We start from the raw sequence: 23,441 nt of genomic DNA on the forward strand, positions 1-23,441 counted from the left end.
CGCCCTCGGGCGGCCTTTGTGCATCAGGCGAGCCCGCGGTTCACTGGCCTTCGAGCAGGAAACTGAAGGCGATGACGTCGGGCTGCTCCTGGCCTTCCGAGAAGCGCGTGCGGCACAGGAAATCCTGACGGGTCGGGGTGCCCTGTTCGCTGTCGATGCTGGCGACCAGGCGGAGTTCGAACACGCCGTCTTCCAGCGACTTCAACGACTCGCGGCTGGCCGCCGTGTCGATCTTGAAGCTGCCCTTCTGCGTGTCGCTATAGGTTCGACTGCGATCGGTGGCTTCGCGCGCCGAGCTGGAGCAGGCGTCGAGGCTGAGATTTTCGCGGCTGGCCCCGCAGCCGGCCAGCAGAAGGGCGAGGGTGGGTGCAACGAACAGCAGTGGGCGCATGGGCAATCCGGGGGCTGGGTTGACTGCTCTAAAGCGGTCGGGGGCCGGCACACAGTAGCGTGCTGTCCCCTTGATGGCTCTGGATTCTGTGAGCGGACACACAGATTTTCAAGCGTGAAGCCAATGCCCTGCATTCGCGATGCGCGCCTGCCGGCAGCTCGGCCCGCCCAGCGCGGCCCGTCTGCCGCAGTGAACGCGGTGGCCGAGAGCGCCGGCGACCTCGCGCGGGCGACGTCGGCCAGGGCGGTCCGGAGAAACGCCGGGCACGGACACGTGCCCCCGTGCACTCAGTAGCGCGGCACGCTCGGGTCGATCTGCTGCGACCAGGCCTCGATGCCGCCTTCGACATTGAACAGCTTGCGGAAGCCTTGGCCGCGGAAGTGCTCGGCCGCGCGTGCGCTGGACACGCCGTGGTGGCAGAGGAAGGCCAGCTCGGTGTCCTTGGGCAGGGCTTCAAGCTCGGCCACGGTGCTTTCGTCCAGCACCTTGTGCGGGTGCGGGAACCGGGCGAACTCGCGATCGGCGGCCGGTCGCACGTCGATCACCATGATGTCGCCGGCCGCCACGCGTGCGGCCAGTTCCTGCACGCTCAGCGGCTGCACCGGCGCAGGTGCGTTCGGGTTGCGGATGGCGAGGCCGGCACCGCGCACATCCTCGACCCAGTCGATCTCCAGGCCCTTGGCGCGCTGTGCGGAGGCCAGGTCGAAGTGCACGCGGATGCCTTCGGACTCCGACACGATCTCGCCGCCGGCGGCAGGCTTCAGCTGGAACTGCGCGTTGAAGCGCGGATCGATGGCCATGTGCAGCTCAAGCCCGGCGCCGCTGTCGGCCATGGCCGAGCGGATCGCCTCAGCGGCCTTGGGCGTGATCGTGATGGCCGGCGGCGTGCGGTCGGGCGGGGCCACGCCGAACAGACCGTGCAGCTCGCCGGAATTCAGCATGCCCTCGATGATGTCGCTGCCGCCGACCAGCTCGCCGTCGACATAGAGCTGCGGGATCGTCGGCCAGCTGCCGAAGATCTTGATGCCTTCGCGGATCTCCCCGTCTTCGAGCACGTCGACGGTGTGGAAGGTCTCGATGACACCCTGCAGGGCGCCTACCGCCTTGGCCGAAAAGCCGCAGCGCGGCGCCTGGGCATTGCCCTTCATGAACAGCACCACGCGGTGCTCGGACAGCAGGCTTTCGATGCGGGTGCGCAGGGCGGGATCGAGCGACATGGCGGTGGTCCTGGAGGGGCGACAGACCGCGCAGTTTAGCCGCTCCCGGATGAGCACGGCCTGCAGGCGCCGTGGGATTTCCTTTCCGGCTGATCCGGATCAAGCCCGCGCGGCGGCCTCAGGCGGCCTGCTTCAGCGCACGCAGGACCACGTCCGAGGCCTCGCTCGACAGCGAGGCGAAGGCGAGGCCGGCAGCCGGCGACGCCAGCACTGAGGACGCGTCGACCCGACCGATGCGGCTGCGGTGCTCGCTCCAATGCAGCAGCTCCATCCGCCCTTCCTCGTCCTCGGTCAGCGCCGTGCAGTGCTCGACCCAGTCGCCGTCGTTGAGGTAGACCACGCCATCAATCTCGCGCACGCCGCCAAAGTGGATGTGGCCGCAGATGTGTCCGTCGACGCCGTGCTCGCGCGCCGCCGCCGCCACCCGCGCCTCGTACTGGCGGATGTAGAGCAGGGCCTGGGCGATCCGCGACTTGGTGATGATCGACAGCGGCAGATAGGCGAGACGCAGCTGCCGGCGCAGGCGATTGAAGTTGCGGTTGGCCCACAGCATCAGGCGGTGCGCGGAGTCGCCGACCCGGGTCAGCCAGCTGCGTCCGATGTGCTCGGGATCGAACTCGTCGCCGTGCGCGACCCGGTAGCGTCGGCCGTCGGCGGCGACGTGGATCGCGTTCCACTCGACCTCGATGCCGCCGATGCGCTGCCCGCACAGGGCGCGCAGCGGCGCATCGTGGTTACCCGGCAGGTAGACGACCCGGGTGCCGCGGCGCGCGATCTCGACAAGCTCGACCAGGATCGCGCTGTGGCTGGGCGGCCAGTACAGGCGCTGCACCAGCGCCTCCAGGTCGACGATGTCGCCGACGAGGTAGAGCGTCTCGCAGCGCACGCTGCGCAGGAAATCCAGCAGATACGCAGCCTGACAATCCGGTGTTCCCAAGTGCACATCGGAAACGAAGATGCTGCGGAAGCGAAGCGTCGACATGCGCGAGCCCGTGCGGCGGCGTTGCGCCAGTCTGCGCGGGCGATCGGGTCAGTAGCGTTGCGGGGGTGTGACGCTGGGGTTGCTTGAGAGCCGGGAATCGGGATTGGGGAATCGGGAATCGTTCGAAGCATGTGCCGCGAGGCTCCGGCCCGCTGGGTCGCTCGATAGCCCTGTGCGTCTTTGTTGTGTGGGGGCGCCAGAGGGGAGCTGGCGCCACTCCAGAATTAACGATTCCCGATTCCCGATTCCCGATTCCCGGCCCTTCAAACCCACGCCGCAACCATCACCCGCTTGCGATGCACCAGCTGCTCGTAGCCGTCGGCGGGCACCGGCAGCACTTCGACGCGCGAGAAGCCGATCCGCTGCAGGATCCACACCAGGGCTTCGGTGCTGGGTACCAGACAGATGCCGGTCGTGCTGGCCTCGGGGCCGTGGGTCTCTTCGGTCTCGTCGATGATGCCGAAGCTGCCCTTCAGCGGCCGCACGAAGCGGTAGCTGCCGTAGTCGACCCAGCCGGTCAGGCCGGGCACGACCTGGGTCTCGATGACGCAGACCTTCTTCGTCAGCGCGCGCGCCACGCGCAGCGCGCCCACGGGGTTCTCCAAGTGGTAGATCAGGCCGAAGCAGAGCACCAGGTCGTGCACGCCGAGGGCCGTCGTGTCGAGCGCATGCACGTCGCTCTGGACCACGTTGATCTGCGGCAGGCCCAGCGCATCGCGGATCAGGCGTGAATCGGCGACGTGCTCGTCGCGGGCATCCACGCTCAGCACCTTGCCGAATCCGGCCTGCGCCAGCTGCACCGAGAACCAGCCCTGGTGGCAGGCCAGGTCCACCGACGTCAGCTGCGAGCGGTCGCCGGCAAACTCCTGCGCGATCAGCGCGTCCAGCATCTGCGAGCGGGTGTGGTGGATCGCGTCCAGCACGCCGCCGTCATAGGTCGGCGTCATCGCCCCCGAAGGCAGCTTGAAGGGATAGAACCAGGTCTTGGCCAGCGCGCGCGATTCGAGTTCGGACATGGACGGGACATCCGCGAAAGGGCACGTAGTTTAGTGGACTGCAGCCGCGAGCGAGAGCAGCGCATCGGTTGAGCCCTGGCCCTCCACGGGGCCGACGCTCGCCGCTTTGTCATAGGATGGGCCCTGGCCCACCATAAGCTCGATACTCGCCTCGGTATCGGGGCGGGTGCCGAGGTCGCTCCAACGCGCGCGTTTGCCGCAGCGAAGCGCCGGTTCGCGGGCCAGGACCCGTCCTACCGCCCCCACCACGCCCCGGGGAAATACACCCCTGGCGCCGGACGCTCGCGGAACACCTCGTGGCGGAAGCGGAACAGCTCGGCGGGGCGTCCGCCGGTGCCATGGTCAAGCCGACCCGTGCCCTCGACCAGGCCGGCCGCTTCAATCAGCCGGCGAAAGTTCTGCTTGTGCACGCGCGCGCCGGCCAGTGCCTCGACCACACGCTGCAGCTGGCCCAGGGTGAACTCCGGCGGCAGCAGCTCGAACACGACGGGGCGGTACTTCAGCTTGCCGCGCAGGCGGCCCAGCGCGGTGGCGAGAATTCGCCGATGGTCGGCCGCCATCACGCGACCCGAGCCGGGCGCGGGTTCGCCTTCGCCGCGGTCGCGCAGGGCCTCGCCGACGGCGCCGGCCTCCCACAGCAGCTCGTAGCGTTCCAGCGTGCGCTCCGGGTCCCAGGGCGCGTCATCGAAGCCGAACACCAGGTCAGCGCGTTCGCGCCTGCGTTTCTCGCGGCCGGCCCAGGCGTAGAGATGCGGCTTCAGGTCGCGGTCGATCAGCGCGGGGCGGCCGCCGCGCCAGTCTTCCCAAGGGAGGTAGGCATACCAGTTGGACCATTGAGCAGTGAGCTCGCGCGGCAGCGGCTGCTCGCGCACGAGCGCCAGATACGCGGTCGACACCACGCGCGCGCCGAGCTCGCGTTCGCGCGGGTCACGCTCGCGGTCGCCGTAGGTGTAGAGCTGCTCGACATAGCCCAGAGGGAAGCCGGTCTGCTGCTCGACCCAGTCGCGCAGGCCGCGCTCGATGGTCAGGTGCCTGGCCACGTCCAGCGGGCCTGAGGGCAGGGCCTCCTCGCCGCCCGCCTCGCGCACGGTCAGCACGCGCGGCGTCTCCTCGGTGACCGCGATGATCACGGCCTCAAGGCTGAGCAGCAGCAGGGTCGGAGCGGAGGCCGGCATGGGCGCGGAGTATAGCGGCGGGCCGTTTGCACCCCCTTCGACGACTGCAGTTCCTCTCGATCGAAGGGATTGAGAACTCATCCTGATGTCCTACGCAGTCGCCTTCCTACGTAGCCGACAGTCGTGGCTCCCAGCCGCTCACCCTGCCAAGCACAGAGGTATCCGATGCATCGCACGACCGCCCGTAGCCTCGCCGGCCTGCTGATCAGCCTGGCTTCTGCCGCCAGCGCCAATGAAGCCACCCTGGTGGTGCTCGATGCCTCGGGCTCGATGTGGGGCCAGATCGAGGGCAGGGCCAAGCTCGAGATCGCCCGCGAGACGCTTGCCGACGCGCTGGCCGCGCTGCCGGCCACGACCGAGATCGGCCTCATGGCCTACGGCCACCGGCGCCGCGGCGACTGTGGCGATATCGAGCTGGTGGTTCCGCCCTCCGCTGGCAGCACCGACGCCATCAACGCCGCCGTGAGGGACATGAAGTTCCAGGGCATGACCCCGCTGACCGAATCGGTGCGCCGTGCGGCGGTGGCGCTTCGTCACACGGAGCGTGCGGCGCGCGTGGTGCTGATTACCGATGGCGTAGAGACCTGCGATGCCGACCCCTGCGCCTTGGGCGAGGAACTGGCGGCCAGCGGCGTCGACTTCACCGCGCATGTGGTCGGTTTCGGCCTCAGTGAGCAGGAAGGTCGCCAGGTGGCCTGCCTCGCCGAGCGCACGGGCGGCCGCTACCTGCAGGCCAATGACGTGGCCGCGCTGCAGGCAGCCCTGCAGCAGGCGATGGTGGAAGCCCCGCTGCCACCGCCCATGCCGATTCCGGAAGCCTCGCTGCAGGCGCCCGCGCAGGTGGCCATCGCCAGCACGATCGAGGTCGGCTGGCAGGGGCCGGGCGATGCACGTGATGACCTCCAGCTGTTCGATCCGCGCGCCGCCGAGGGCACCGGTCGCGTGCTGCGCAGCCAGCGCCTCAATCAGGACCGCGGCTTCGATGGGCGCAGTGCGCGGCTGGTGATGGCGGCCGAGCCCGGCCACTACGAACTGCGCTACTGGCACGGTGAGCTGCAGCGCGTGCTGGCGCGGCAGCCGATCGAACTGGTCGCCGCCGAGGTCAGCCTGGACGCACCCGCGCAGGTGTCGATCGGCGCGACCTTTGTGGTCCGCTGGCAGGGGCCGGGCGCCGTGCGTGACGACGTGCAGCTGGTGGCTGCTGGTGCGGCTGCCGGCGGCGAGGTCATCCGCCGCCAGCGCCTGAACCAGGACCGCGGCTTCGAGCGCCGCGAGGCCAGCCTGCAGGCACCGACCGAGCCCGGTGCCTATCTGCTGCGCTACTTCAACGGCGAGAACGGCGAGGTGCTGGCCGAGCGTGCGATCGCGGTGGTGGCGGCCGAGGTCAGTCTGGAGGCGCCCGATGAAGTCGACATGGGGCGGCCCTTCACCGTTCGCTGGCAGGGGCCGGGTGCCGTGCGCGACGACCTGCAGATCATCGCCGCCGGCGACGCCCGGGTGATCCGCCGCCAGCGTCTCAACCAGGACCGCGGCTTTGATCGCCGGGAGGTCAGCATCACCGCCCCGATCACGCCCGGCAGCTACAGCCTGCGCTACTTCAGCGGCACCGACGATCGCGTGCTGGTCGAGCGCGTATTCACCGTGCGAGCCATTCCGGTGAGTCTGGACGCCCCGGCCAGCGTGCCGGCCGGACAGCGCTTCACCCTGCGCTGGCAGGGGCCGGGGGCGGTGCGTGACGACGTGCAGATCCTCGAAGCCGGTGGCGACACCGTTGTGCGTCGCCAGCGTCTGAATCAGGACCGCGGCTTCGCCAGCAACGAGGTCAGTCTGGTGGCGCCGGAGCAGCCCGGGAACTACCGCCTGCGCTACTGGAACGGCGAGTCCGACACTGGCCTGGTGGAACGACCGCTGCGGGTGGAGTAGGGCGCGGCGCCTGCCGGCCTTCAGTCTCCGCGCGCTACCCTATGCGGCCGTTCGCCTGAGCGCTGCCCGCGTGCCCGCCGACTTCGCCGCCAGCTTCCGCCTGTCCGTCGCCCCGATGATGGACTGGACCGACCGCCACTGCCGCGTGTTCCACCGCGCGCTGGCGCCGCATGCGCGCCTGTACACCGAGATGGTGCACGCGCAGGCGGTCATCCACGGCGATCGCGAGCGCCTGCTGGGATTCGATGCGGTCGAGCACCCGCTGGCGCTGCAGCTGGGCGGCAGTGAGCCGGAACTGCTGGCGCAGGCCGCGCGCATCGGTGCCGACTGGGGCTATGACGAGATCAACCTGAATGTCGGCTGCCCCTCGGACCGCGTGCAGGCCGGCCGTTTCGGCGCCTGTCTGATGCTGGAGCCGCAGCGTGTGGCCGACTGCTTCGCCGCCATGCGGGCCGCGGTGGCGGTGCCGGTGACGATCAAGTGCCGCATCGGCGTCGACGACCAGGACGAGGCCGACAGCCTGTTCGGCTTCGTCGAAACGCTGGCCGCCGCCGGCTGCCGCAGTTTCATCGTGCATGCCCGCAAGGCCTGGCTGCAGGGCCTGTCGCCGAAGCAGAACCGCGAGGTTCCGCCGCTGAACTACCCGCTGGTGCATCGGCTCAAGCGCGAGCGGCCGGAACTGCAGGTTGCGATCAATGGCGGCATCGCCAGCGAGGTCGCGGTGCAGGAGCAGCTCGCCCACGTCGATGGCGTGATGATCGGTCGCGCCGCCTATCACGACCCCTACCTGCTGCATCGCCTCGATCGGGCACTGTTCGCGCACGAGGCGCCGCTGCAGACGCGCGAGGAACTGCTGCGTTCGCTGCAGCCGCACGTGCGCGAGCTTCGGGCGCGCGGCGTGATGCTCAAGCACTTCAGCCGCCACATCCTCGGCCTGTTCGCGGGCCAGCCTGGCGGCCGCCAGTTCCGCCAGATCCTGAGCACCGAGGCGCATCGCCCCGAGGCCGGCTGGGAGCTGATCGAGCGCGCGCTCGCGGCGGTCGAGCGGCAGCAGGTGCGCGCGGCATGAGCGTCTCCGAGGGTTTCGACGCCATGGCCGCGCGCGCGCTTGCCGCGGATCGCCCGCCCTGCGCGCGGGCGGCCTTTCTGGTGTCTCCGGCGGGCGCCGAACTGGCGGCGCAGTCGGCCAGCGACAACGCCTACATGGACCTCAAGCAGGTCTTCCGCACCGACCGTGCGCGCGCCCAGCACCAGGCCCTGCAGCGGGCGCTCGCAAGCGAGCTGCCGGTGCTCAGCTTCGCCGGTGATCCGGAGGCGCCGGACGGCATGTTTCCAAACAATGTGTTCGCCACCGCGCCGGGCCGCCTGATCCTGGGCCGCATGCGCCACCCGGTGCGCCAGCGCGAGGCCGAGCGGCCGGACATCCGTGCCTTCTTCACCGGGTTGCTGGGCTATGCCGAGCTTGACCTGCGCGATGGCGAGGTCGGCGAGCTGACCGGCTCGCTGGTGATCGACCGCGCCCGCGGTATCGGCTACGCCGGCCTGGGCGAGCGCTGCACGCCCGCGGCTGCGCAGTCGATGGTCCAAGCATTCGGGCTGCGCGCGCTGCTGTGCGCGGATCTGGCCGCAGGCGAGTACCACACCAATGTCGTGCTGTCGGTGCTGGCTGGGCGCATGGTGGTGATCTGTGCGGACGGCTTCGCGGATCCCTCCGCTGCGGAAGCCATCGCGGCGGTGTATGCGCCGCATGTGCTGTGGCTCGAACCCGCGCAGAAGAATGCCTTCGCGGCCAACTGCATCAGTCTCGCCAGCGACTCGGTGTGGATGAGCGCGCGCGCCGCCTGCAGCCTGCGGCCGGACCAGCGCCTGCAGCTGGAGCGCGCCGGCTTCGCATTGCGAAGCGTCGAACTGGACGAGATCGAGAAGGCCGGCGGCAGCCTGCGCTGCTGCGTGGCGGAAATCTTCTGAATGCAAGCCCTGGATGCTTGGCCGACTTCAGTACGGATTCACCCCCTGCTGGCGAGACTGCCAGCCACTTCCCCGCCCGCCGTCGCAGTGGTCTAAGATCGCGCTCCCATGTCATTCCCCCGTCTGCCCACGCTGCTGATCTGCCTGCTGCTGCCGGTGCCGAAAGCACTGGCGTCGGATACGGCAGACCGCGCGCCGGAACCGCCGCCCTCCGAGCTGCGTGATTCCGTGCGTCGCGTCGAGCGAGAGACCGGTGGACGTGTGCTGCGCGTCGAGCCGGTTCGGCGCGGTGGGCAGGACACCTATCGCATGAAGGTGCTGACCCCCGAGGGGCGTGTCCGCGTGATGCAGGACAGCTACCGCGATGATCGCCGGCGCGGCAGCCGCTCGGAGCCGCCGGGTGGCTACCGCGACGAGTGAGTACGATTGTCGACACGTGGACAATCCCCGGCCGGGCGCCGCCGGCCCAGACCTTGGCCATACCTGATCCCTGCATGAGGAGTCGATCCGATGCGCATCCTGCTGGTTGAAGACGAAGCGCCGCTGCGTGAAACCCTCGGTGCCCGCCTGAAGCGCGAGGGCTACGCCGTTGACCTCGCCCAGGACGGCGAGGAGGGGCTCTACCTCGGCCGCGAAGTGCCTTTCGATGTTGCGGTCATCGATCTCGGCCTGCCCAAGATGTCCGGCATGGACCTGGTCCGCGCCCTGCGCTCGGAGGGCAAGAAGTTCCCGATCCTGATCCTCACCGCGCGATCCAGCTGGCAGGACAAGGTCGAAGGCCTGAAGTCGGGCGCAGACGACTACCTGGTCAAGCCCTTCCACGTCGAAGAGCTGCTGGCGCGCCTGAACGCGCTGCTGCGACGGGCCGCCGGCTGGAGCAAGCCCTCGCTCGATTGCGGCCCGGTCAAACTCGATCTCGCCGCGCAGACCGTCAGCGTGAATGGCCAGGGCGTCGAGCTCACCAGCTACGAGTACAAGGTCCTCGAGTACCTGATGCTGCATGCAGGCGAGCTGGTGTCCAAGGCCGACCTCACCGAGCACATCTACCAGCAGGATTTTGACCGCGACTCCAATGTACTGGAGGTCTTCATCGGTCGACTGCGCAAGAAACTCGACCCGGACGGCGAGCTGAAGCCCATCGAGACCGTGCGCGGACGCGGCTATCGCTTCGCGATTCCGCGCGACGAATAGTCGCGATGTCGGGTTCACTCCGCCAAGCCCGGCGCACTGCGCCGGGTTTCGCGTTTGCGCAGGGTCGGCGGTGAGCGCCGCTGTGGATCCCCCCGCGGGGCGTGGGGTGCTGTCCCTGCAGGGGCGCCAGCTGCTGGCCGCCGCACTTGGCCTCGTGGCCTTCCTGAGCCTTACCGGGTTCGCCCTGGACCGCGCCTTCTCGGAGGCCGCAGTCTCGAACCTGCGCGAGCGCCTGCAGACCTATGCACATGCCTACCTGGCTGGCGCGGACCTTGCCCGCGGCGGCGAGCTGATCATCCCCGAGGTGCCTCCGGAACCGCGCTTTCTCACCGGTGGCTCGGGCCTGTATGCGGCCGTGCGCTCCGACAGCTTCACCTGGGAGTCGCCTTCGGCGATCTCGCGAAAGGTGCCTTCAGAGATGGATCTCGCGATGGGCGAGGTGCGCTTCGAGGGGCCCATCGACAGCGACGAGGGGCCGGTGTACCGACTGGGTCTGGGCGTGGCCTGGACCAGCGAAGCGGACGAAGACGTGGATTTCTCCATCGTCATCGTCGAGACGGCCGAGGCCGTGGATGCACAGGTGGCAGTGTTCCGCCGCACGCTGTGGGCCTACCTCGGTGCTGCGGCCGCCCTGCTGCTGGCGGTACAGATCCTGATCTCGCGCTGGAGTCTGCAGCCGCTGCGTGCGGTGGTCGTAGAACTCGCCGAGGTCGAGCGCGGCAAGCGCGAGCGCCTGCGCGGCGGCTATCCGCGCGAGCTGGCCTTGCTCACCAACAACATCAACGAGCTGATCGACAGCGAGCGCGAGCACCTGATGCGCTACCGCAATACGCTCGGCGATCTCGCCCACAGCCTGAAGACGCCGCTCGCCGTCCTGCGAACGCGGATCGAGGACGGCAGCGCCGACGACATCGACGGCCTGCGCGAGGACGTGCGCTCGCAGGTGGCGCGGATGGACGGCATCGTCGCCTATCAGCTCGCGCGCGCTGCGACCACGGGGCACCAGGTCTTCGCCGCGCCGATCGCCATTGATCCGCACGTCGAATCGCTGGTGCAGAGCCTGGAGAAGGTCTACGCCCGCAAGAACGTCCTCTGCGAGTTCGATCTGGATCCGACCGCGCGCTTCTACGGCGAGCTCGGCGATCTGCTGGAGCTGCTCGGAAACCTGCTGGAGAACGCCTTCAAATGGGCCAACCACCGGGTGCTGCTGAGCACGCAGACCTTGACGGTTGCGCCACAGCGGCGCGCGGGCCTGCTGATCTCGGTCGAGGACGATGGCCCCGGTATCCCGCCCGAAAAGGTCGAGCACCTGCTGCAGCGCGGCGTGCGCGGCGACGAGCGCGTGCAGGGGCACGGCATCGGGCTGTCGATCGTGCAAGACATCGTCCGCGCCTATCGCGGCGAGCTGTCGGTCGAGCGCTCCGAGGAGTTGGGGGGCGCGCGCTTCGTGCTGCGGTTCTCGCCGGCGGGCTGATCAGCTCGACGCGTCAGCCGCGCCCTGCTCGAATGGCGAGGGGCCGTAGAACTCGCGGAGATGCGCGGCGATCACCGGCATCGCGTCGACCAGCAGACCCGGCGAGGCGAAGTGGTACTCGCTGACGACCGCGAAGAACTCCTCCGGAGCGGTCGCCGCGTAGGGATCGATCACGGTCTCGCGATCCGCCTCCACATCCGCGCACAGCGCGTCGAAGGCGCTTTGGAAATCCCTCGCCCAGGCCCGGTGACGTGCGGCCGGCAGCGGCGGGGTGCCATCCAGAACGCCATCGCGCAGATCGAGCTTGTGGGCGATCTCGTGGGCGACGACATTGCAGCCTTCGTGCGGGTCCTGCTGGTCGAGCAGCAGATCCTCCCAGGACAGGATCAGCGGGCCCTCGCTCCAGGCTTCGCCGGCGAGGTCCTCTTCCCATTCGTGCAGCACGCCGGTGGGTTCGTCCAGCTCGCTGCGGCGCACGCGGAAAGCCCCAGGGTAGACCACCACCTCACGCCAGCCTCCCAGCCAGTGGCCGCCAAGGTTCAGCACGGGCAGGCAGCACAGGCAGGCGATCAGGGCACGATCGCCCTCACTCAGGGCGAGCCCCTGCACGGGCGTGATCGTCTTGCGTTCCAGGAATCGACCGGCCAGGGCGCGCAGCCGCTGTGCGGCCTCGGGCACGAGCGCGGCAAGGGCCGGGCTTCGCAGGCGCGCCTGCCGCCAGCTGCGTTCTTCAAGGGGTTCGATGCGGCGCCTGCGCCACCAGCGACTCAGCATGGGGCGCGAGCGTCGTGAGCTTGATCCGCCGGGCGCTGCCCGCGCTGGACTCAGCGCACCATGCCGGGGAGAAAGGCATTCCAGCGCGAGCTGGGCTTGGCGACCGGCGGCGTCGAGCTGTCACCGCCGCCGACACCGTTGGCACGCTGCACGGGGGCCGCGCCGCCAACGGACTGCAGCCCTGCCGGGGCTTCGGCCGCTTCGACAATCACTTCGACAGGTTCGACGCGCGCCCCTGCGCTCGCTTCGTCCGCCGTTGCCTCCGCACGGGTGTTCTCGCAGGCAGACTCGACGCTGTCCATCGGCAGTACCTCGACTGCCGCGGCGGAGGAGCAAGCCAGCAGCCACAACAAAGCGACGCTCAGGATCGTGCGGATCTGGGACATGACCATTCCTTGGGGCAGGTGCTGCCGAGGCGGCTTCCGTCAGGGATGCAGGCTGGGGTGTTCCGGCTGTCGGAACCCATGGCGCTGGCAGCGAAGCACGGACGTATCAGCCCCGGAGTGTAGCGCGAGCGCGTCCAGAGAAAGTGAGGAAATGTCAACCGGTGTCCGGGGGCTGTCTGTCTGTCGCAACGCAGCGTGACCGCCTCGGAGGCTCTGGCATTCTCCGCCGCATGGTTGCCGTACTCAGTCCCCGCGCCCTGCAGGCGCCCGTCACCGCGGCGCAGATGCGTCGCGCCCTGATCGCCGGCATGCGGCGCGTCATCGAGCGCCGCGAGCTGCTGGATCGCATCAATGTGTTCCCGGTGCCGGACGGCGATACCGGCAGCAATCTGGCTTTCACTCTCAACAGCGTGCTCTGCGGCAGCCTGAGCCGCCGCACCCCGTCGCTCGGGCGCCTGCTGCGCTCGGTCGCCGACGACGCGGTCGACGGTGCGCGCGGCAACTCCGGTGCCATCCTTGCGCAGTTCCTGTCCGGGGTGTCGGAGCGCGTCGCGGACGCCGAAGTGCTGCAGCCTGCGGAACTGGCCGAGGCGGCGTCTGCCGGTGCGGACGCCGCACGCAAGGCGCTGTCCGAACCGCGCGAGGGCACCATCCTGAGCGTGATCCGCGCCTTCGCCGACGGCCTGCGCAAAGCCAGCCGCGAGGGCGCGCGCGACGCTCGCGAGGGCTTTGAGGCTGCGCTCGCGGCTGCCCGCGCGGCCCTGGCCGATACGCCGCGCCAGCTGGCGGTGCTGCGCCAGGCCGGGGTCGTGGACGCCGGCGCGCAGGGGTTCGTCGATCTGCTGGAAGGGATTGCCGACTACCTGCGCAGCGGGCGCCTGCGGGTCGCATCGCGTGTCGAGCATCTGGAGGACATTCCCTTCGTCGGTGCCGACCTGCACGCCGAGGTCGATCCCGCGCACCGCTGGTGCACCGAGTGCTTGCTTAGCGGCGTGGGTCTGGATGCCGACGCGCTGCGTGCCAGCCTGGCTGCGTTCGGCGCCGATTCCGTGGTGATCGCCGGCAGCAGCCAGCGGGTTCGCATCCACGCCCACGTGGCGGCCCCGGCCCAGCTGTTCGAGCTGGCGGGTCGCTTTGGTCGGGTCTCGGCGCACAAGGCCGAGGACATGCTGGCCCAGCAGCGCGAAGCCAGCCTTGACCAGCCCGTCGCCGTGGTCACCGATTCCGGCGCCGACTACCCCGCGGATCTGGCCCTGCAGCTCGGCCTGTCGGCCGTGCCGGTGCGGGTGTCGTTCGGCAGCGAGGAGTTCCTCGACAAGGTGTCGATGAGCGCGGCCGAGTTCCATCGCCGCCTGCACAGCAGCGCCGTGCTGCCGAAGACCTCGCAACCACCTCCCGGGGATTTCCGTCGCCAGTTCGAAACGCGGCTTTCGCACCACCGTGAGCTGGTCTACGTGGGAATTTCCCGCGCGCTGTCGGGCACCCTTCAAGCCGGCGAGTCGGCAGCCTCAAGGGTCGCTCCCGAGCGGATCCGCGTGGTCGATTCGGGCCATGCGAGCTGCGGCCAGGCCCTGCTGGCGATTGCCGCCGCCGAGGCGGCCTCGCGCGGCGCCTCGGCGGCGGACGTCGTGGCCGAGGTCGAGGCCCTGCGTCCGCGGGTGCAGACCTGGGCCGTGACCCGAGATGTCAGCTTCGCGGTGCGCGGCGGGCGCATTCCCGCCTGGGCTGGCCGCCTGGTGGCAGCGCTCGGCTTGACCCCGATCGCCCGCGCCAAGCCGAACGGTCGTCTGGCTGTTGCCGGCGCGCTGGCGGGCGGTCCACGCGCAGCCCCCGAGCGCTTTGCCCGCCATCTGCTGAAGCGCCTGGATCCGGCGCGCCGCTGGCGGCTGCTGGTCGGCCATGTCGATTGCGCCGCCGATGCCGCGGCGCTGGAGCTCCGGCTGCGCGAGGCGCTGCAGGCCGACAGTCTCGGCGTGGTCGAGGTCGGGCCCGCAGTCGGCGCGCATGCCGGCACCGGCGCGCTGGTGGTCGGCCTGCTCGATCTGGGGCCGCGCGCCTCGCAAGACGCCGCACACGATTGAACGCCACGGCGTTCGCCAGCTGATCCCCTGTCGCGTTGCGCAGCTTTCGTGCGCTGGCCGGGCGCTGCCACACTAGGGCCATGACCCACATCCTGCTTGCCCTCGTCCTCGCCTATCTGCTCGGCTCGGTGTCCGGCAGCCTCGTGCTGGGCCGCTTCCTTGGGGTCGATATCCGCGCCAGCGGCAGCGGCAATGCCGGGGGCACGAACGCCTTCCGCACGCGCGGCTGGCGCTTCGCTCTGGCGGTCGTGCTGATCGACATCGGCAAGGGGGCGCTGGCGGCCTGGCTCGGCCTGCAGCTTTGGACGGAGGGATTCGGCCTCACGCGCCTCGACCTCGCGGCCGCCTGCACCCTGCTCGCCGCCGTCGGCCACACCTGGCCGCTGTACTTCGGCTTCCGCGGCGGCAAGGGCGCGGGCACCCTGGTCGGCGGGCTGTGCGTGACCTGGCCGCTCAGCATCGGGCCAGTATTCCTGGTCTGGCTCTGCTGCCTCGTGCTGACCGGCTACGTCGGGCTGTCGACGATCCTGGCAGCGGCCGTTCTGGTGCCGCTGGCGATCTGGCTTGCGCCTGCGCAGCTGGTGTTCGCGCTGGCCGCGGCGGGCTTCATCCTGTTCACCCATCGCAGCAATGTGATGCGACTGTGGAACGGTAGCGAACACCGCTTCGAGCGGGTTCGCCTGCTGCGGCGGCGAGGCGGTCAGGGTTGATGTCCCGGACGTCCGACACGGGCGCGGCCCGGCTGCAGGAGGCCGCGCGTGCTCGCCTGCACGCGCTTGATGGGATGCCTCCGCGCCTGCGCTGGGTGGATGCGACCGTCTCCACCAACACCGACCTGCTAGCGGCCGGGTTGCCGCCCGTGGAGTGCGAGGTGCTGGTGGCCGAAAGCCAGAGTGGCGGCCGCGGCCGCCTCGGTCGCCGCTGGCAGTCGCAGCCGGGCGGCAGCCTCTGTCTGTCCTTCGCCCTGACTTGGCCGGGCGGCCCGGCCGCGGCCGAGGGCGCCAGTCTGGTGGCCGGGCTGGCGGTGGCGGAAGCGCTGCAGTCCCTGGGGGTGGCAGAGCTCGGCCTGAAGTGGCCGAACGATCTGTGGGCGCGGGATCGCAAGCTGGGTGGCCTGCTGGTGGAGTTCGGCGGGCCCGCGGCCGCGCCCTTCCTGGTGGTCGGATTGGGTCTGAACCTCGCGCTGCCCGCGGACTTCGATGCTGGCCAGGACTGGATCGACCTCGCTGCGCTGGGCGCAGAGCCGGATCGCGTCGAACTCGTCGCCCGCGTCGTCCTGGCGCTGCGGGCGCGGCTGTGGCAGCTGCAGCGCAAGGGTTTCGACACGCTGCGTCCTGCCTGGCAGCGTCTGGATCTGCTGCAGGGCAGGGCGGTGCGGATGCACGCGGGGGATGCCAGTTGGGACGGTATTGCACTCGGGCTGGCGGCGGACGGTGGCCTGCGCGTGCGGCATGCCGCCGGGGAGCGCGTCTGGCGCAGCGGTGAAGCCAGCCTGAGGCCCGCATGAGGCCGCGCCTGCTGCTTGACCTCGGCAATACCCGCCTCAAATGGGCGCTGGCTAGCCCGACCCCGGCGGATTCGGCCTTCGGCCTGTCCCCTTGGCGGCTCGGCGAATCGCAGGCGCTGGTCCACGCCGGCCCTGACTTCCTGCCTGCACTCGCGCGCGCGCTTCGCGAGTTGCCCGAGGTGGACAGCATGCACTGGGTCGCAGTGGCTGCCGAAGCGACCGTCGAGGCGGTGCGCCGCTGCGTCGAGGACAGCGTACGCAGCCGTCGCCCCGGGCTGCAGCGCGCCACCTCCGCAGCAAGCGCCGTCCTGCACGACGGTCGCCGCCTGATCTGCGCCTATCCGCAGCCGGATCACCTGGGCGTCGATCGTTGGCTGGGCCTGCGTGGTGCCTTGGCCGAGCTCGCGCCGCCCCTCTTGGTGGTCAGCGCCGGCACCGCGCTGACGCTCGATGCGGTCGATGCCGACTGCCGCCACCTCGGCGGGCTGATCCTGGCGGGCATGGCCGAGATGCAGACGGGCCTGCTGGCGCGTGCGCCGCATCTTGTCCAAGGTTCGCGCTGCCCCGATCCGGATGAGTTCTGGGCGCGCGATACCGCTCCCGCGGTCGGCATGGCGCCCTGGCAGGCCGCAGCCGGCCTGGTCGAGCGCTCTGCGCGGCGCCTGCAGCGTGAGCTCGGCTGCGCGCCTGCCGTGGTGCTCTCCGGCGGCGACGCCGAAGCGCTGCTGCCGCTGTTGGATCTGCCGGCGCGCGTCGAGCCGCAGCTGGTGCTGAAGGGACTGCTGCAGGCCACGCTCGACGACTGAGGGCGCCGCCGCCGAGGCGGCGGTCTCTGCCTGCTATCCTGCGCGCCCGCTCCGCCCTTCGCCCGAACGCCCACCGCAATGTTGCCCCGCGTACTGGTCCTGCTGCTGCTGGTGATGAACGTCGGCGTCGGCGTCTGGTGGGCGCTGCGCCCGGCCCACGAGCCGCGTCGGCATGCGCCGACCGAGCCCGCCGTCGCCGGGCTTGAGCTGCTCAGCGAGGTCGAGGCGCGCGCCGCCGTCGGCGAACTGGCGGAGGCCCCGCAGCCGATCGCGCCCAGCGCGGATGCCGTCTGCCAGCGCATCGGGCCCTTCCTGACCCAGGCTGACCTGCGCCGCGCCGTGGGCGTGCTGACGCCCGTCGTGCAGCGGATCCAGTTCCGCGAGACGCGGGCGCTTGCGCGCCGCGGCTACTGGGTCTACATGCCGGCGCAGGCCAGCCGCGATGCCGCGCTGGCGACCGCCCGCGAGCTCGCCGCGCGCGGTCTGCGCGACTATTACGTGGTCACTGCCGGCGATCGCCAGAACACCATCTCGCTGGGGCTGTTCCGCGAACTGGCCAATGCCCGCCAGCGGCAGGCCGACGTGCGCGCCATGGGCTTTGGCGCCGAACTGGGCGAGCGGACGGAGGAAATTCCCCAGTACTGGATCGACATCGCGGCCGATCCGCGTTTCGACTGGCGCGCCCAGGTGGGCGGCTATGCGGGGGTCGACGGCAGTCGGATTGGCTGCGAGGGCTGAGAGCCTGTGAGAACCATCCGCCTGCTGCGGCCACCGCTGGCATCAGCGTGAGGGAAGGGACGGTGGTGCTTGGCGCAGGCATGCCTGGCGAAGCCTCCCGCGGATCCGGCACGGGCAGACGGAGCCGCGCAGCATTCGGACATCGGGTCCGGTGAGGTCTGGACGCCAAAGGCGCGTCGATCGACGGTGTCCGCCGCCGAATCCCGGTCCCGAGACGCTACAATCCGCCTTCCTGTGCCGGCATAGCTCAGCAGGTAGAGCAACCGCCTTGTAAGCGGTAGGTCGTCCGTTCGATTCGGACTGTCGGCACCACCTTCGCAGCGCCACGCTGCGCCCCTGCGAACTCGCCCGGGACCCAACGCGTGAGCATCGACGGCTTCGATTCCCTGCTGGCCCTGTATCGACTTGCCCTGAAGGACAAGCGGCAGAAGCTGCGCCGCTACATGGCCTCGATCCGTGAGGCTCCCAACAACGAGGCCGCCGAGGCCGATGTCACCGAACTGCGCGGCATGCTGCACAAGATGGCCGGCTCCGCCGGCGCCTATGGCTTTCCCGAGGTCAGCGACCAGGCGCGGGCGCTTGAGCGGCAGTGGATCGCCTGGCTGAAGTCGCCGCCCGATGCGCGCCGTCCGGCACAGGCCCTGTGCGCCGAGCTGCTGACGCCGACCCTTGAACTGCTGGTGCTGATGGACAAGGCGATCGCCGCCGCCACCCGTGCCGCGGAGGAGCAGGAATGAGTATCTCGCTGAACCGATTTCCACCCGTCAGCCTGATCGGCGTCCCCACCGATGTCGGCGCCGGCCACCGCGGCGCCTCGATGGGGCCTGAAGCCCTGCGCGTGGCCGGACTGGGCGAGGCGCTTGTCGCGCGCGGCCTCGAAGTGCACGACCGCGGCAACCTGCGCGGCCCCTTCAACCCCTGGCAGCCGCCGCACGAGGGCTATCGCCATCTGGAGCAGGTGGTCGAATGGAACACGGCGGTGATGCATGCCGTCGCGGCCGAGCTCAAGGCCGGGCGCATGCCGATCATGCTGGGTGGCGACCACTGCCTCGCGGTGGGTTCGATCACCGCCGTGGCCAAGCATGTTCGCGCCCAAGGCAAGAAGCTGCGCATCCTGTGGCTGGATGCGCACGCGGACTTCAACACCTCCGAGCTCACGCCCAGCGGCAATGTGCACGGCATGCCGGTGGCCTGCCTGTGCGGCATGGGGCCGCGGGCGCTGACCCATCTCGGCGGCAGCATCCCGGCGATCACCGCAGACCAGGTCAAGCAGATCGGCATCCGCTCGGTGGACGAGGGCGAGCGTCGTCTCGTGCATGAGGCCGGCCTCGACATCTACGATATGCGCTACATCGACGAGGTCGGCATGAAGCGGGCGATGGAGGAGGCGCTGGAAGGGGTCGATGCCGACACCCACCTGCACGTCAGCTTCGACGTCGACTTCCTGGATCCCGGCATCGCGCCCGGCGTCGGTACCACCGTCGAAGGCGGGCCGAACTACCGCGAGGCGCAGCTGGTGATGGAGATGATCGCCGACACCGGCCGCATGGCCTCGCTGGACATCGTCGAGCTGAACCCGGCCTTTGACGAGCGCAACCGCACGGCGCGGCTGGCGGTGGACCTGGTCGAGAGCCTGTTCGGCAAGTCGACATTGATGCGCGATCCGCAGCGCGAGGCGCGTTGACGCAGGATTGACGGCGCTGAATTGTCGCAAGCCGCCGCGCTGACGAGCGGGCGATGGCGCTGCTAGGCTGCGCTCCCCGCCGCCCTGCGGCCTTGATCGTCACCGGAGATCCCATGCGCACTTCCAAGACTGCCTGGCGCCTCGCGGCGCTCGCGCTCGGCCTGTTCGTGCTGGCCGGCTGCAACACCATCCAGGGCGCCGGCAAGGACATCAAACGCGCCGGCGAGAAGATCGAAGAGGCGGCGCGCCGCTGAGCGCGCCCTGGCCCCACACCCACGAGGCTCCATGTCCCGCACCCGCGTCCTCACCGGAATCACCACCACCGGCACTCCGCACCTCGGCAACTACGTCGGCGCGATCCGCCCGGCGATCGCCGCCAGCGCCGATCCCAACGTCGATGCCTTTTTCTTCCTGGCTGACTACCACGCCCTGATCAAGTGCGACGAGCCGGCGCGCATCCAGAGCTCGCGCATGCAGATCGCCGCGACCTGGCTGGCGGCTGGGCTGGACCCGGAGCGCGTGCACTTCTACCGGCAGTCGGACATCCCCGAGATTCCCGAGCTGACCTGGCTGCTGACCTGCGTCACCGGCAAGGGGATGATGAACCGTGCGCATGCCTACAAGGCCGCGACCGACGCCAACGAGGCGGCCGGCGAGGATGCCGATGCCGGCGTCACCATGGGACTGTACAGCTACCCGGTGCTGATGGCGGCGGACATCCTGATGTTCAACGCGCACAAGGTGCCGGTGGGTCGCGACCAGGTGCAGCACATCGAGATGGCCCGCGACATCGGCGCCCGCTTCAACCACCTGTTCGGCCAGGGACGCAGCTTCTTCACCCTGCCGGAGGCGGTGATCGAGGAGTCGGTGGCGACCCTGCCCGGGCTCGACGGCCGCAAGATGTCGAAGAGCTACGACAACACCATCCCGCTGTTCGAGGGCGGCGCCAGGGCGCTGAAGGAGGCCGTGGCCCGCGTGGTCACCGATTCGCGCCTGCCCGGCGAGCCCAAGGACCCCGAGTGCAACGCCCTGGCCCTCATCTTTGATGCCTTCGCCCGTGCCGACGAGGCTGCGGCCTACCGTGCGGACCTGCGTGCCGGCCTGGGCTGGGGCGAGGCCAAGCAGCGTCTGGTCGCGCGCATCGAGCACGACGTGGCGCCCATGCGCGAGCGCTACCAGGCCTACATGGCCGACCCGCAGCGGCTGGAGGACATCCTGCAGGCGGGCGCCGCCCGTGCCCGCGCCATTGCTGCGCCGCTGCTGGCGGAGCTGCGCGAGGCGGTTGGCCTGCGCCGGTTCGCGGATGTCGCGACCCGGGCCGCCGGCGTGAAAGTCGAACGCGAGGCGCTGCCCCAGGTGAAGCAGTACCGCGAGGCCGATGGCCAGTTCTACTTCAAGCTGCTTTCGGCCGAGGGCCAGCTGCTGCTGCAAAGTGAGGGTTACCCTTCACCGAAAGAGGCCGGGCAGGCCCTGCTGCGCCTGCGCCAGTGCTCCGGGTCCGAGCTCGTCGAGGCCCTGGCTGGACGGGTCAGTGAGGCCGAGCGGGAGAGGATTGCAGTCGCATTCGGCCAGCTGCAGGCCGCTGAAGCGGAGCGCAAGGCGCGCGCCAGCGCGGGCTGAGTGCGTCTGTCCGCCGGCCCGCCATGCGGGCGGGTTCCACCAGGGTCGAAGGTGTTGCCGCGGATTGGCAGCTTTGTGACGTGGTGTGTCACAAGCGGTTTGCTACCGTTTATCGGCCCTGCGGCGCAAGGCGCGTTTTCAATTGTTTTCCCCGGGTAGAGTGAACAAGAGTCACAGCGCCTGTCCCATCCGGGGGAACTCTCATGTCATCCACTCGCCTCACCAGCCTCGTCCTGAGCCTGGCCTCGCTGGCGTTTTTCGCCCTTCCTGCGAGCGTCCGCGCCGACACGCCGGTCTTTGCCGACTCGTTCGAAGTGCCGTTCAACATCCCCGCCAACGATGGCGAGGCCGCGCGTTTCCTGAACCAGGCGACGTTCGGCGCCACCGCCGCCGATATCGGCGCGGTGCGCAACCAGGGCGTCAGCACCTGGCTGAACGCCCAGCTGGCGCTGGCGACCACCACGCTGTCGCGGCCGTGGATGGAGGCCTACGCCGCCTCGCTGCCCAGCGGCAGCTCGGTCAACCAGGACGTGCGCGTGCATCGCTGGTTCAATGTCGCGGTCACCGCGCCCGACCAGGTGCGCCAGCGCATGGCCTGGGCCCTGTCGCAGATCGTGGTCGCTTCGGATCGCGATGACTTCCTGATCAACGAGCCGATCCAGATGGCGGAGTGGAACGACATCCTCGTCCGCAACGCGCTCGGCAACTACCGCCAGCTCCTGCAGGAGGTCAGCTACAGCCCGATGATGGGTCGCTACCTGACGACCCTGCGCAATCGCAAGTTCGAGCTGAACCGCCCCGGTGCCAATGGCTGCCCGGCGGGCAGCAACTTCTGCGCCGGCAACAACGGCGTGCAGCCCGACGAGAACTACGCGCGCGAAGTGATGCAGCTGTTCTCGATCGGACTTGTCGTGCGCGGCGAGGATTTCTACACCACCTACCCGGACGCGCAGAACCCCGGCACCCTGCGCTCGACCTACACCGAGACCGACATCAGCGAGCTCGCGCGCGTGTTCACCGGCCTCGCGCACCAGTGCACGCAGGGCGATGTGAGCGTCGGCGGCGTCGTCATGAGTCGCAATTGTGGCGCCAACAACACGGCCTGTAGCGGCATTGGCTGCCGTTTCACCAACGCTGGCGGTCTGTTCGGCGCCAGCCCGCCGCGCGACCCGCTGAACCGTGGCCTGGTGCATCCGGACTGGTACAAGCCGATGGTGTGCTACCCGCGCTACAACGACAACGGCCGCGATACCTCGGGCGGCGTCCTTGAAACCGACAGCGGCAGCTTCGGCCTGCCGCCCGGAACGCCGACGCCGGACAAGGTCCTGACGCTGGGCACGGCGACCGGCGGCGACGCCACTCTGACGATTCCGCCGAGTTTCTTTGACGGTTCGCCCCTGAACTGCCACGCCACCGGTAACAACCTAACGGCTGCCCAGCAGCAGGCGTGCGTCGACTACTGCGAGGGCGGCATCAATGCGGCGCTCGACCTGCTGTTCAACCACCCGAACACGCCGGTGATGGTGGCTCGCCAGCTGATCCAGCGCCTGGTGACCTCGAACCCGACCCCTGGCTATGTCAGTCGCGTGGCGGCGGCCTTCATCAACAATGGAGCCGGTGTCCGAGGCGACATGAAGGCGGTGGTGCGCGCAATCTTCCTCGACACCGAGGCGCGTCGTCCGGCCAGCGATCCGCAGCAGGCGCAGGACTTCGGCAAGGTCCGCGAGCCGATGCTGAAGCTGGTCGCGATCTGGCGCCACTTCGGCGCGGTTTCGGGCGACACCGCGACCATCCCGAATGCCAATCCGCAGGGGGGTGCCGGCAATCCGCTGGCCGGCCAGCCCAGCCTGCGCCGTTGGGGACCGACCAATCCGCAGAACGAATACCAGATGCGCCCCTACGGTGCGCCCTCGGTGTTCAATTTCTTCGAGCCCGACTATCGCCAGCCAGGGCAGGTCAGCGACCTGGGCCTGTTCTCGCCCGAACTGCAGATCATCCACGAGGTGACGGCGGTGGCCGCGGCCAATGACCTCTACAGCCGGATCTGCGCGGGCTATGGCGGTACCAACTCGACCTGTCAGTCGGGCGCCCTGACCGGCGGTCCGACCAGCCCGGCGCCGCCGGATGCCAACAACAATCCGCCGCGCGATCGCGCCTACTTCCCCATCGCCCAGATCGATCTGATCCCGTCGCGGGTGGCAGTCAACTCCACCCAGGCCGATCCGACGGTGGCAGAGGACCTCGCCCTGATCGAGTTCCTCAACACGCGGATGATGGGCGGCACCATGAGCGGTGCGGTGCCCCCCAACGTGGTGTGCCCCAACACAGGCACCGGCATGAAGGGCCTGCTGATGAACGCGCTGCGCTGCACCGGCGGGCTCAACCAGACCCTGAACGGTGGCACCAACGGAACCACGGGCGGCGACCGTGTGCAGCGCCAGCGCCGCAAGGCGCTGCTGCTGATGCACCTGATCGCGATCTCGCCCGAATACAGCACCCAGCGTTGAG

23 protein-coding genes and 1 tRNA gene are annotated in these 23,441 nt (G+C 69.7%); 17 read left to right on the top strand and 7 right to left on the bottom strand.

Going from position 1 to position 23,441, the window contains the following annotated elements:
* Positions 1 to 40: 40 nt before the first annotated feature.
* From Q0654_RS13530 to Q0654_RS13550, 5 genes are all read right to left on the bottom strand, one after another.
* A complete protein-coding gene (locus Q0654_RS13530) occupies positions 41 to 391 on the bottom strand; it encodes a hypothetical protein (RefSeq protein ID WP_298854656.1) in 351 nt (116 codons plus the stop codon).
* 287 nt (positions 392 to 678) lie between these two features.
* Positions 679 to 1,608 carry a Grx4 family monothiol glutaredoxin gene (gene grxD, locus Q0654_RS13535; protein ID WP_298854658.1) on the bottom strand — a complete coding sequence of 310 codons (930 nt, stop codon included), beginning with the start codon at positions 1,606 to 1,608 and terminating at the stop codon, positions 679 to 681.
* A gap of 118 nt (positions 1,609 to 1,726) precedes the next feature.
* The gene (locus Q0654_RS13540) at positions 1,727 to 2,590 is read right to left on the bottom strand and encodes a UDP-2,3-diacylglucosamine diphosphatase (RefSeq protein ID WP_298854660.1); all 864 of its coding nucleotides are present in this window, start codon (positions 2,588 to 2,590) and stop codon (positions 1,727 to 1,729) included.
* A 263-nt stretch (positions 2,591 to 2,853) separates the two neighbouring features.
* Positions 2,854 to 3,606: a class I SAM-dependent methyltransferase gene (locus Q0654_RS13545; RefSeq protein ID WP_298854662.1), complete on the bottom strand. Its 753-nt coding sequence runs from the start codon at positions 3,604 to 3,606 to the stop codon at positions 2,854 to 2,856.
* 233 nt (positions 3,607 to 3,839) lie between these two features.
* Entirely contained in the window at positions 3,840 to 4,781 is a 942-nt protein-coding gene (locus tag Q0654_RS13550) for a hypothetical protein (RefSeq protein ID WP_298854664.1), read from the bottom strand.
* Positions 4,782 to 4,946: 165 nt separating this feature from the next.
* Here Q0654_RS13550 and Q0654_RS13555 point away from each other — a divergent pair, with 165 nt between their 5' ends.
* The 6 genes from Q0654_RS13555 to Q0654_RS13580 all read left to right on the top strand — a co-directional run bounded on the left by Q0654_RS13555 (position 4,947) and on the right by Q0654_RS13580 (position 11,337).
* Positions 4,947 to 6,704 (top strand): VWA domain-containing protein, encoded by a 1,758-nt coding sequence (locus Q0654_RS13555; RefSeq protein WP_298854666.1) that lies wholly within the window; start codon positions 4,947 to 4,949, stop codon positions 6,702 to 6,704.
* Between the two features lie 115 nt (positions 6,705 to 6,819).
* Entirely contained in the window at positions 6,820 to 7,773 is a 954-nt protein-coding gene (gene dusA, locus Q0654_RS13560; RefSeq protein WP_298854758.1) for a tRNA dihydrouridine(20/20a) synthase DusA, read from the top strand.
* Positions 7,770 to 8,672 (top strand): arginine deiminase-related protein, encoded by a 903-nt coding sequence (locus Q0654_RS13565; RefSeq protein ID WP_298854668.1) that lies wholly within the window; start codon positions 7,770 to 7,772, stop codon positions 8,670 to 8,672. The genes dusA and Q0654_RS13565 overlap by 4 nt, the downstream gene beginning before the upstream one ends.
* A 108-nt stretch (positions 8,673 to 8,780) precedes the next feature.
* Entirely contained in the window at positions 8,781 to 9,092 is a 312-nt protein-coding gene (locus tag Q0654_RS13570; RefSeq protein WP_298854669.1) for a hypothetical protein, read from the top strand.
* A 90-nt stretch (positions 9,093 to 9,182) separates the two neighbouring features.
* Positions 9,183 to 9,863, top strand: coding sequence for a response regulator transcription factor (locus Q0654_RS13575; protein ID WP_298854671.1), 681 nt, complete (start codon positions 9,183 to 9,185; stop codon positions 9,861 to 9,863).
* 82 nt (positions 9,864 to 9,945) lie between these two features.
* Positions 9,946 to 11,337, top strand: a complete 1,392-nt coding sequence (locus Q0654_RS13580) for an ATP-binding protein (RefSeq protein WP_298854673.1) — start codon at positions 9,946 to 9,948, stop codon at positions 11,335 to 11,337.
* On the opposite strand, the gene Q0654_RS13585 is transcribed toward Q0654_RS13580, so the two are convergent.
* Entirely contained in the window at positions 11,338 to 12,111 is a 774-nt protein-coding gene (locus tag Q0654_RS13585) for a M90 family metallopeptidase (protein ID WP_298854675.1), read from the bottom strand. It abuts the gene before it with no gap.
* Positions 12,112 to 12,161: 50 nt separating this feature from the next.
* Positions 12,162 to 12,497 (bottom strand): hypothetical protein, encoded by a 336-nt coding sequence (locus Q0654_RS13590; protein WP_298854677.1) that lies wholly within the window; start codon positions 12,495 to 12,497, stop codon positions 12,162 to 12,164.
* 230 nt (positions 12,498 to 12,727) lie between these two features.
* Between Q0654_RS13590 and Q0654_RS13595 the strand changes: the two genes are divergently transcribed.
* The 11 genes from Q0654_RS13595 to Q0654_RS13645 all read left to right on the top strand — a co-directional run bounded on the left by Q0654_RS13595 (position 12,728) and on the right by Q0654_RS13645 (position 23,440).
* Positions 12,728 to 14,578 (top strand): DegV family protein, encoded by a 1,851-nt coding sequence (locus tag Q0654_RS13595; protein ID WP_298854679.1) that lies wholly within the window; start codon positions 12,728 to 12,730, stop codon positions 14,576 to 14,578.
* 80 nt (positions 14,579 to 14,658) lie between these two features.
* On the top strand, positions 14,659 to 15,288 hold the full coding sequence (gene plsY / locus Q0654_RS13600) for a glycerol-3-phosphate 1-O-acyltransferase PlsY (RefSeq protein WP_298854681.1): 630 nt from the start codon (positions 14,659 to 14,661) through the stop codon (positions 15,286 to 15,288).
* A gap of 74 nt (positions 15,289 to 15,362) precedes the next feature.
* Complete coding sequence (locus tag Q0654_RS13605) at positions 15,363 to 16,085, top strand: biotin--[acetyl-CoA-carboxylase] ligase (RefSeq protein ID WP_298854683.1); 723 nt, start codon at positions 15,363 to 15,365, stop codon at positions 16,083 to 16,085.
* A complete protein-coding gene (locus Q0654_RS13610) occupies positions 16,082 to 16,891 on the top strand; it encodes a type III pantothenate kinase (RefSeq protein WP_298854685.1) in 810 nt (269 codons plus the stop codon). The genes Q0654_RS13605 and Q0654_RS13610 overlap by 4 nt, the downstream gene beginning before the upstream one ends.
* Positions 16,892 to 16,969: 78 nt before the next feature.
* Positions 16,970 to 17,629 (top strand): SPOR domain-containing protein, encoded by a 660-nt coding sequence (locus Q0654_RS13615; protein ID WP_298854687.1) that lies wholly within the window; start codon positions 16,970 to 16,972, stop codon positions 17,627 to 17,629.
* Between the two features lie 236 nt (positions 17,630 to 17,865).
* A tRNA-Thr gene (locus Q0654_RS13620) sits at positions 17,866 to 17,941 on the top strand.
* Between the two features lie 50 nt (positions 17,942 to 17,991).
* Complete coding sequence (locus tag Q0654_RS13625; RefSeq protein WP_298854689.1) at positions 17,992 to 18,366, top strand: Hpt domain-containing protein; 375 nt, start codon at positions 17,992 to 17,994, stop codon at positions 18,364 to 18,366.
* Positions 18,363 to 19,313: an arginase gene (rocF, locus tag Q0654_RS13630; protein WP_298854691.1), complete on the top strand. Its 951-nt coding sequence runs from the start codon at positions 18,363 to 18,365 to the stop codon at positions 19,311 to 19,313. Before Q0654_RS13625 ends, rocF begins: the two co-directional genes overlap by 4 nt.
* A 113-nt stretch (positions 19,314 to 19,426) precedes the next feature.
* Positions 19,427 to 19,567, top strand: coding sequence for an entericidin A/B family lipoprotein (locus tag Q0654_RS13635; RefSeq protein WP_298854693.1), 141 nt, complete (start codon positions 19,427 to 19,429; stop codon positions 19,565 to 19,567).
* 31 nt (positions 19,568 to 19,598) lie between these two features.
* Positions 19,599 to 20,933, top strand: a complete 1,335-nt coding sequence (locus Q0654_RS13640) for a tryptophan--tRNA ligase (RefSeq protein ID WP_298854695.1) — start codon at positions 19,599 to 19,601, stop codon at positions 20,931 to 20,933.
* Between the two features lie 203 nt (positions 20,934 to 21,136).
* Complete coding sequence (locus Q0654_RS13645) at positions 21,137 to 23,440, top strand: DUF1800 family protein (protein ID WP_298854697.1); 2,304 nt, start codon at positions 21,137 to 21,139, stop codon at positions 23,438 to 23,440.
* Position 23,441: the final 1 nt, after the last annotated feature.

Origin of the sequence: uncultured Aquimonas sp., assembly GCF_937888285.1 — a bacterium.
GTDB lineage: Bacteria > Pseudomonadota > Gammaproteobacteria > Xanthomonadales > Xanthomonadaceae > Aquimonas.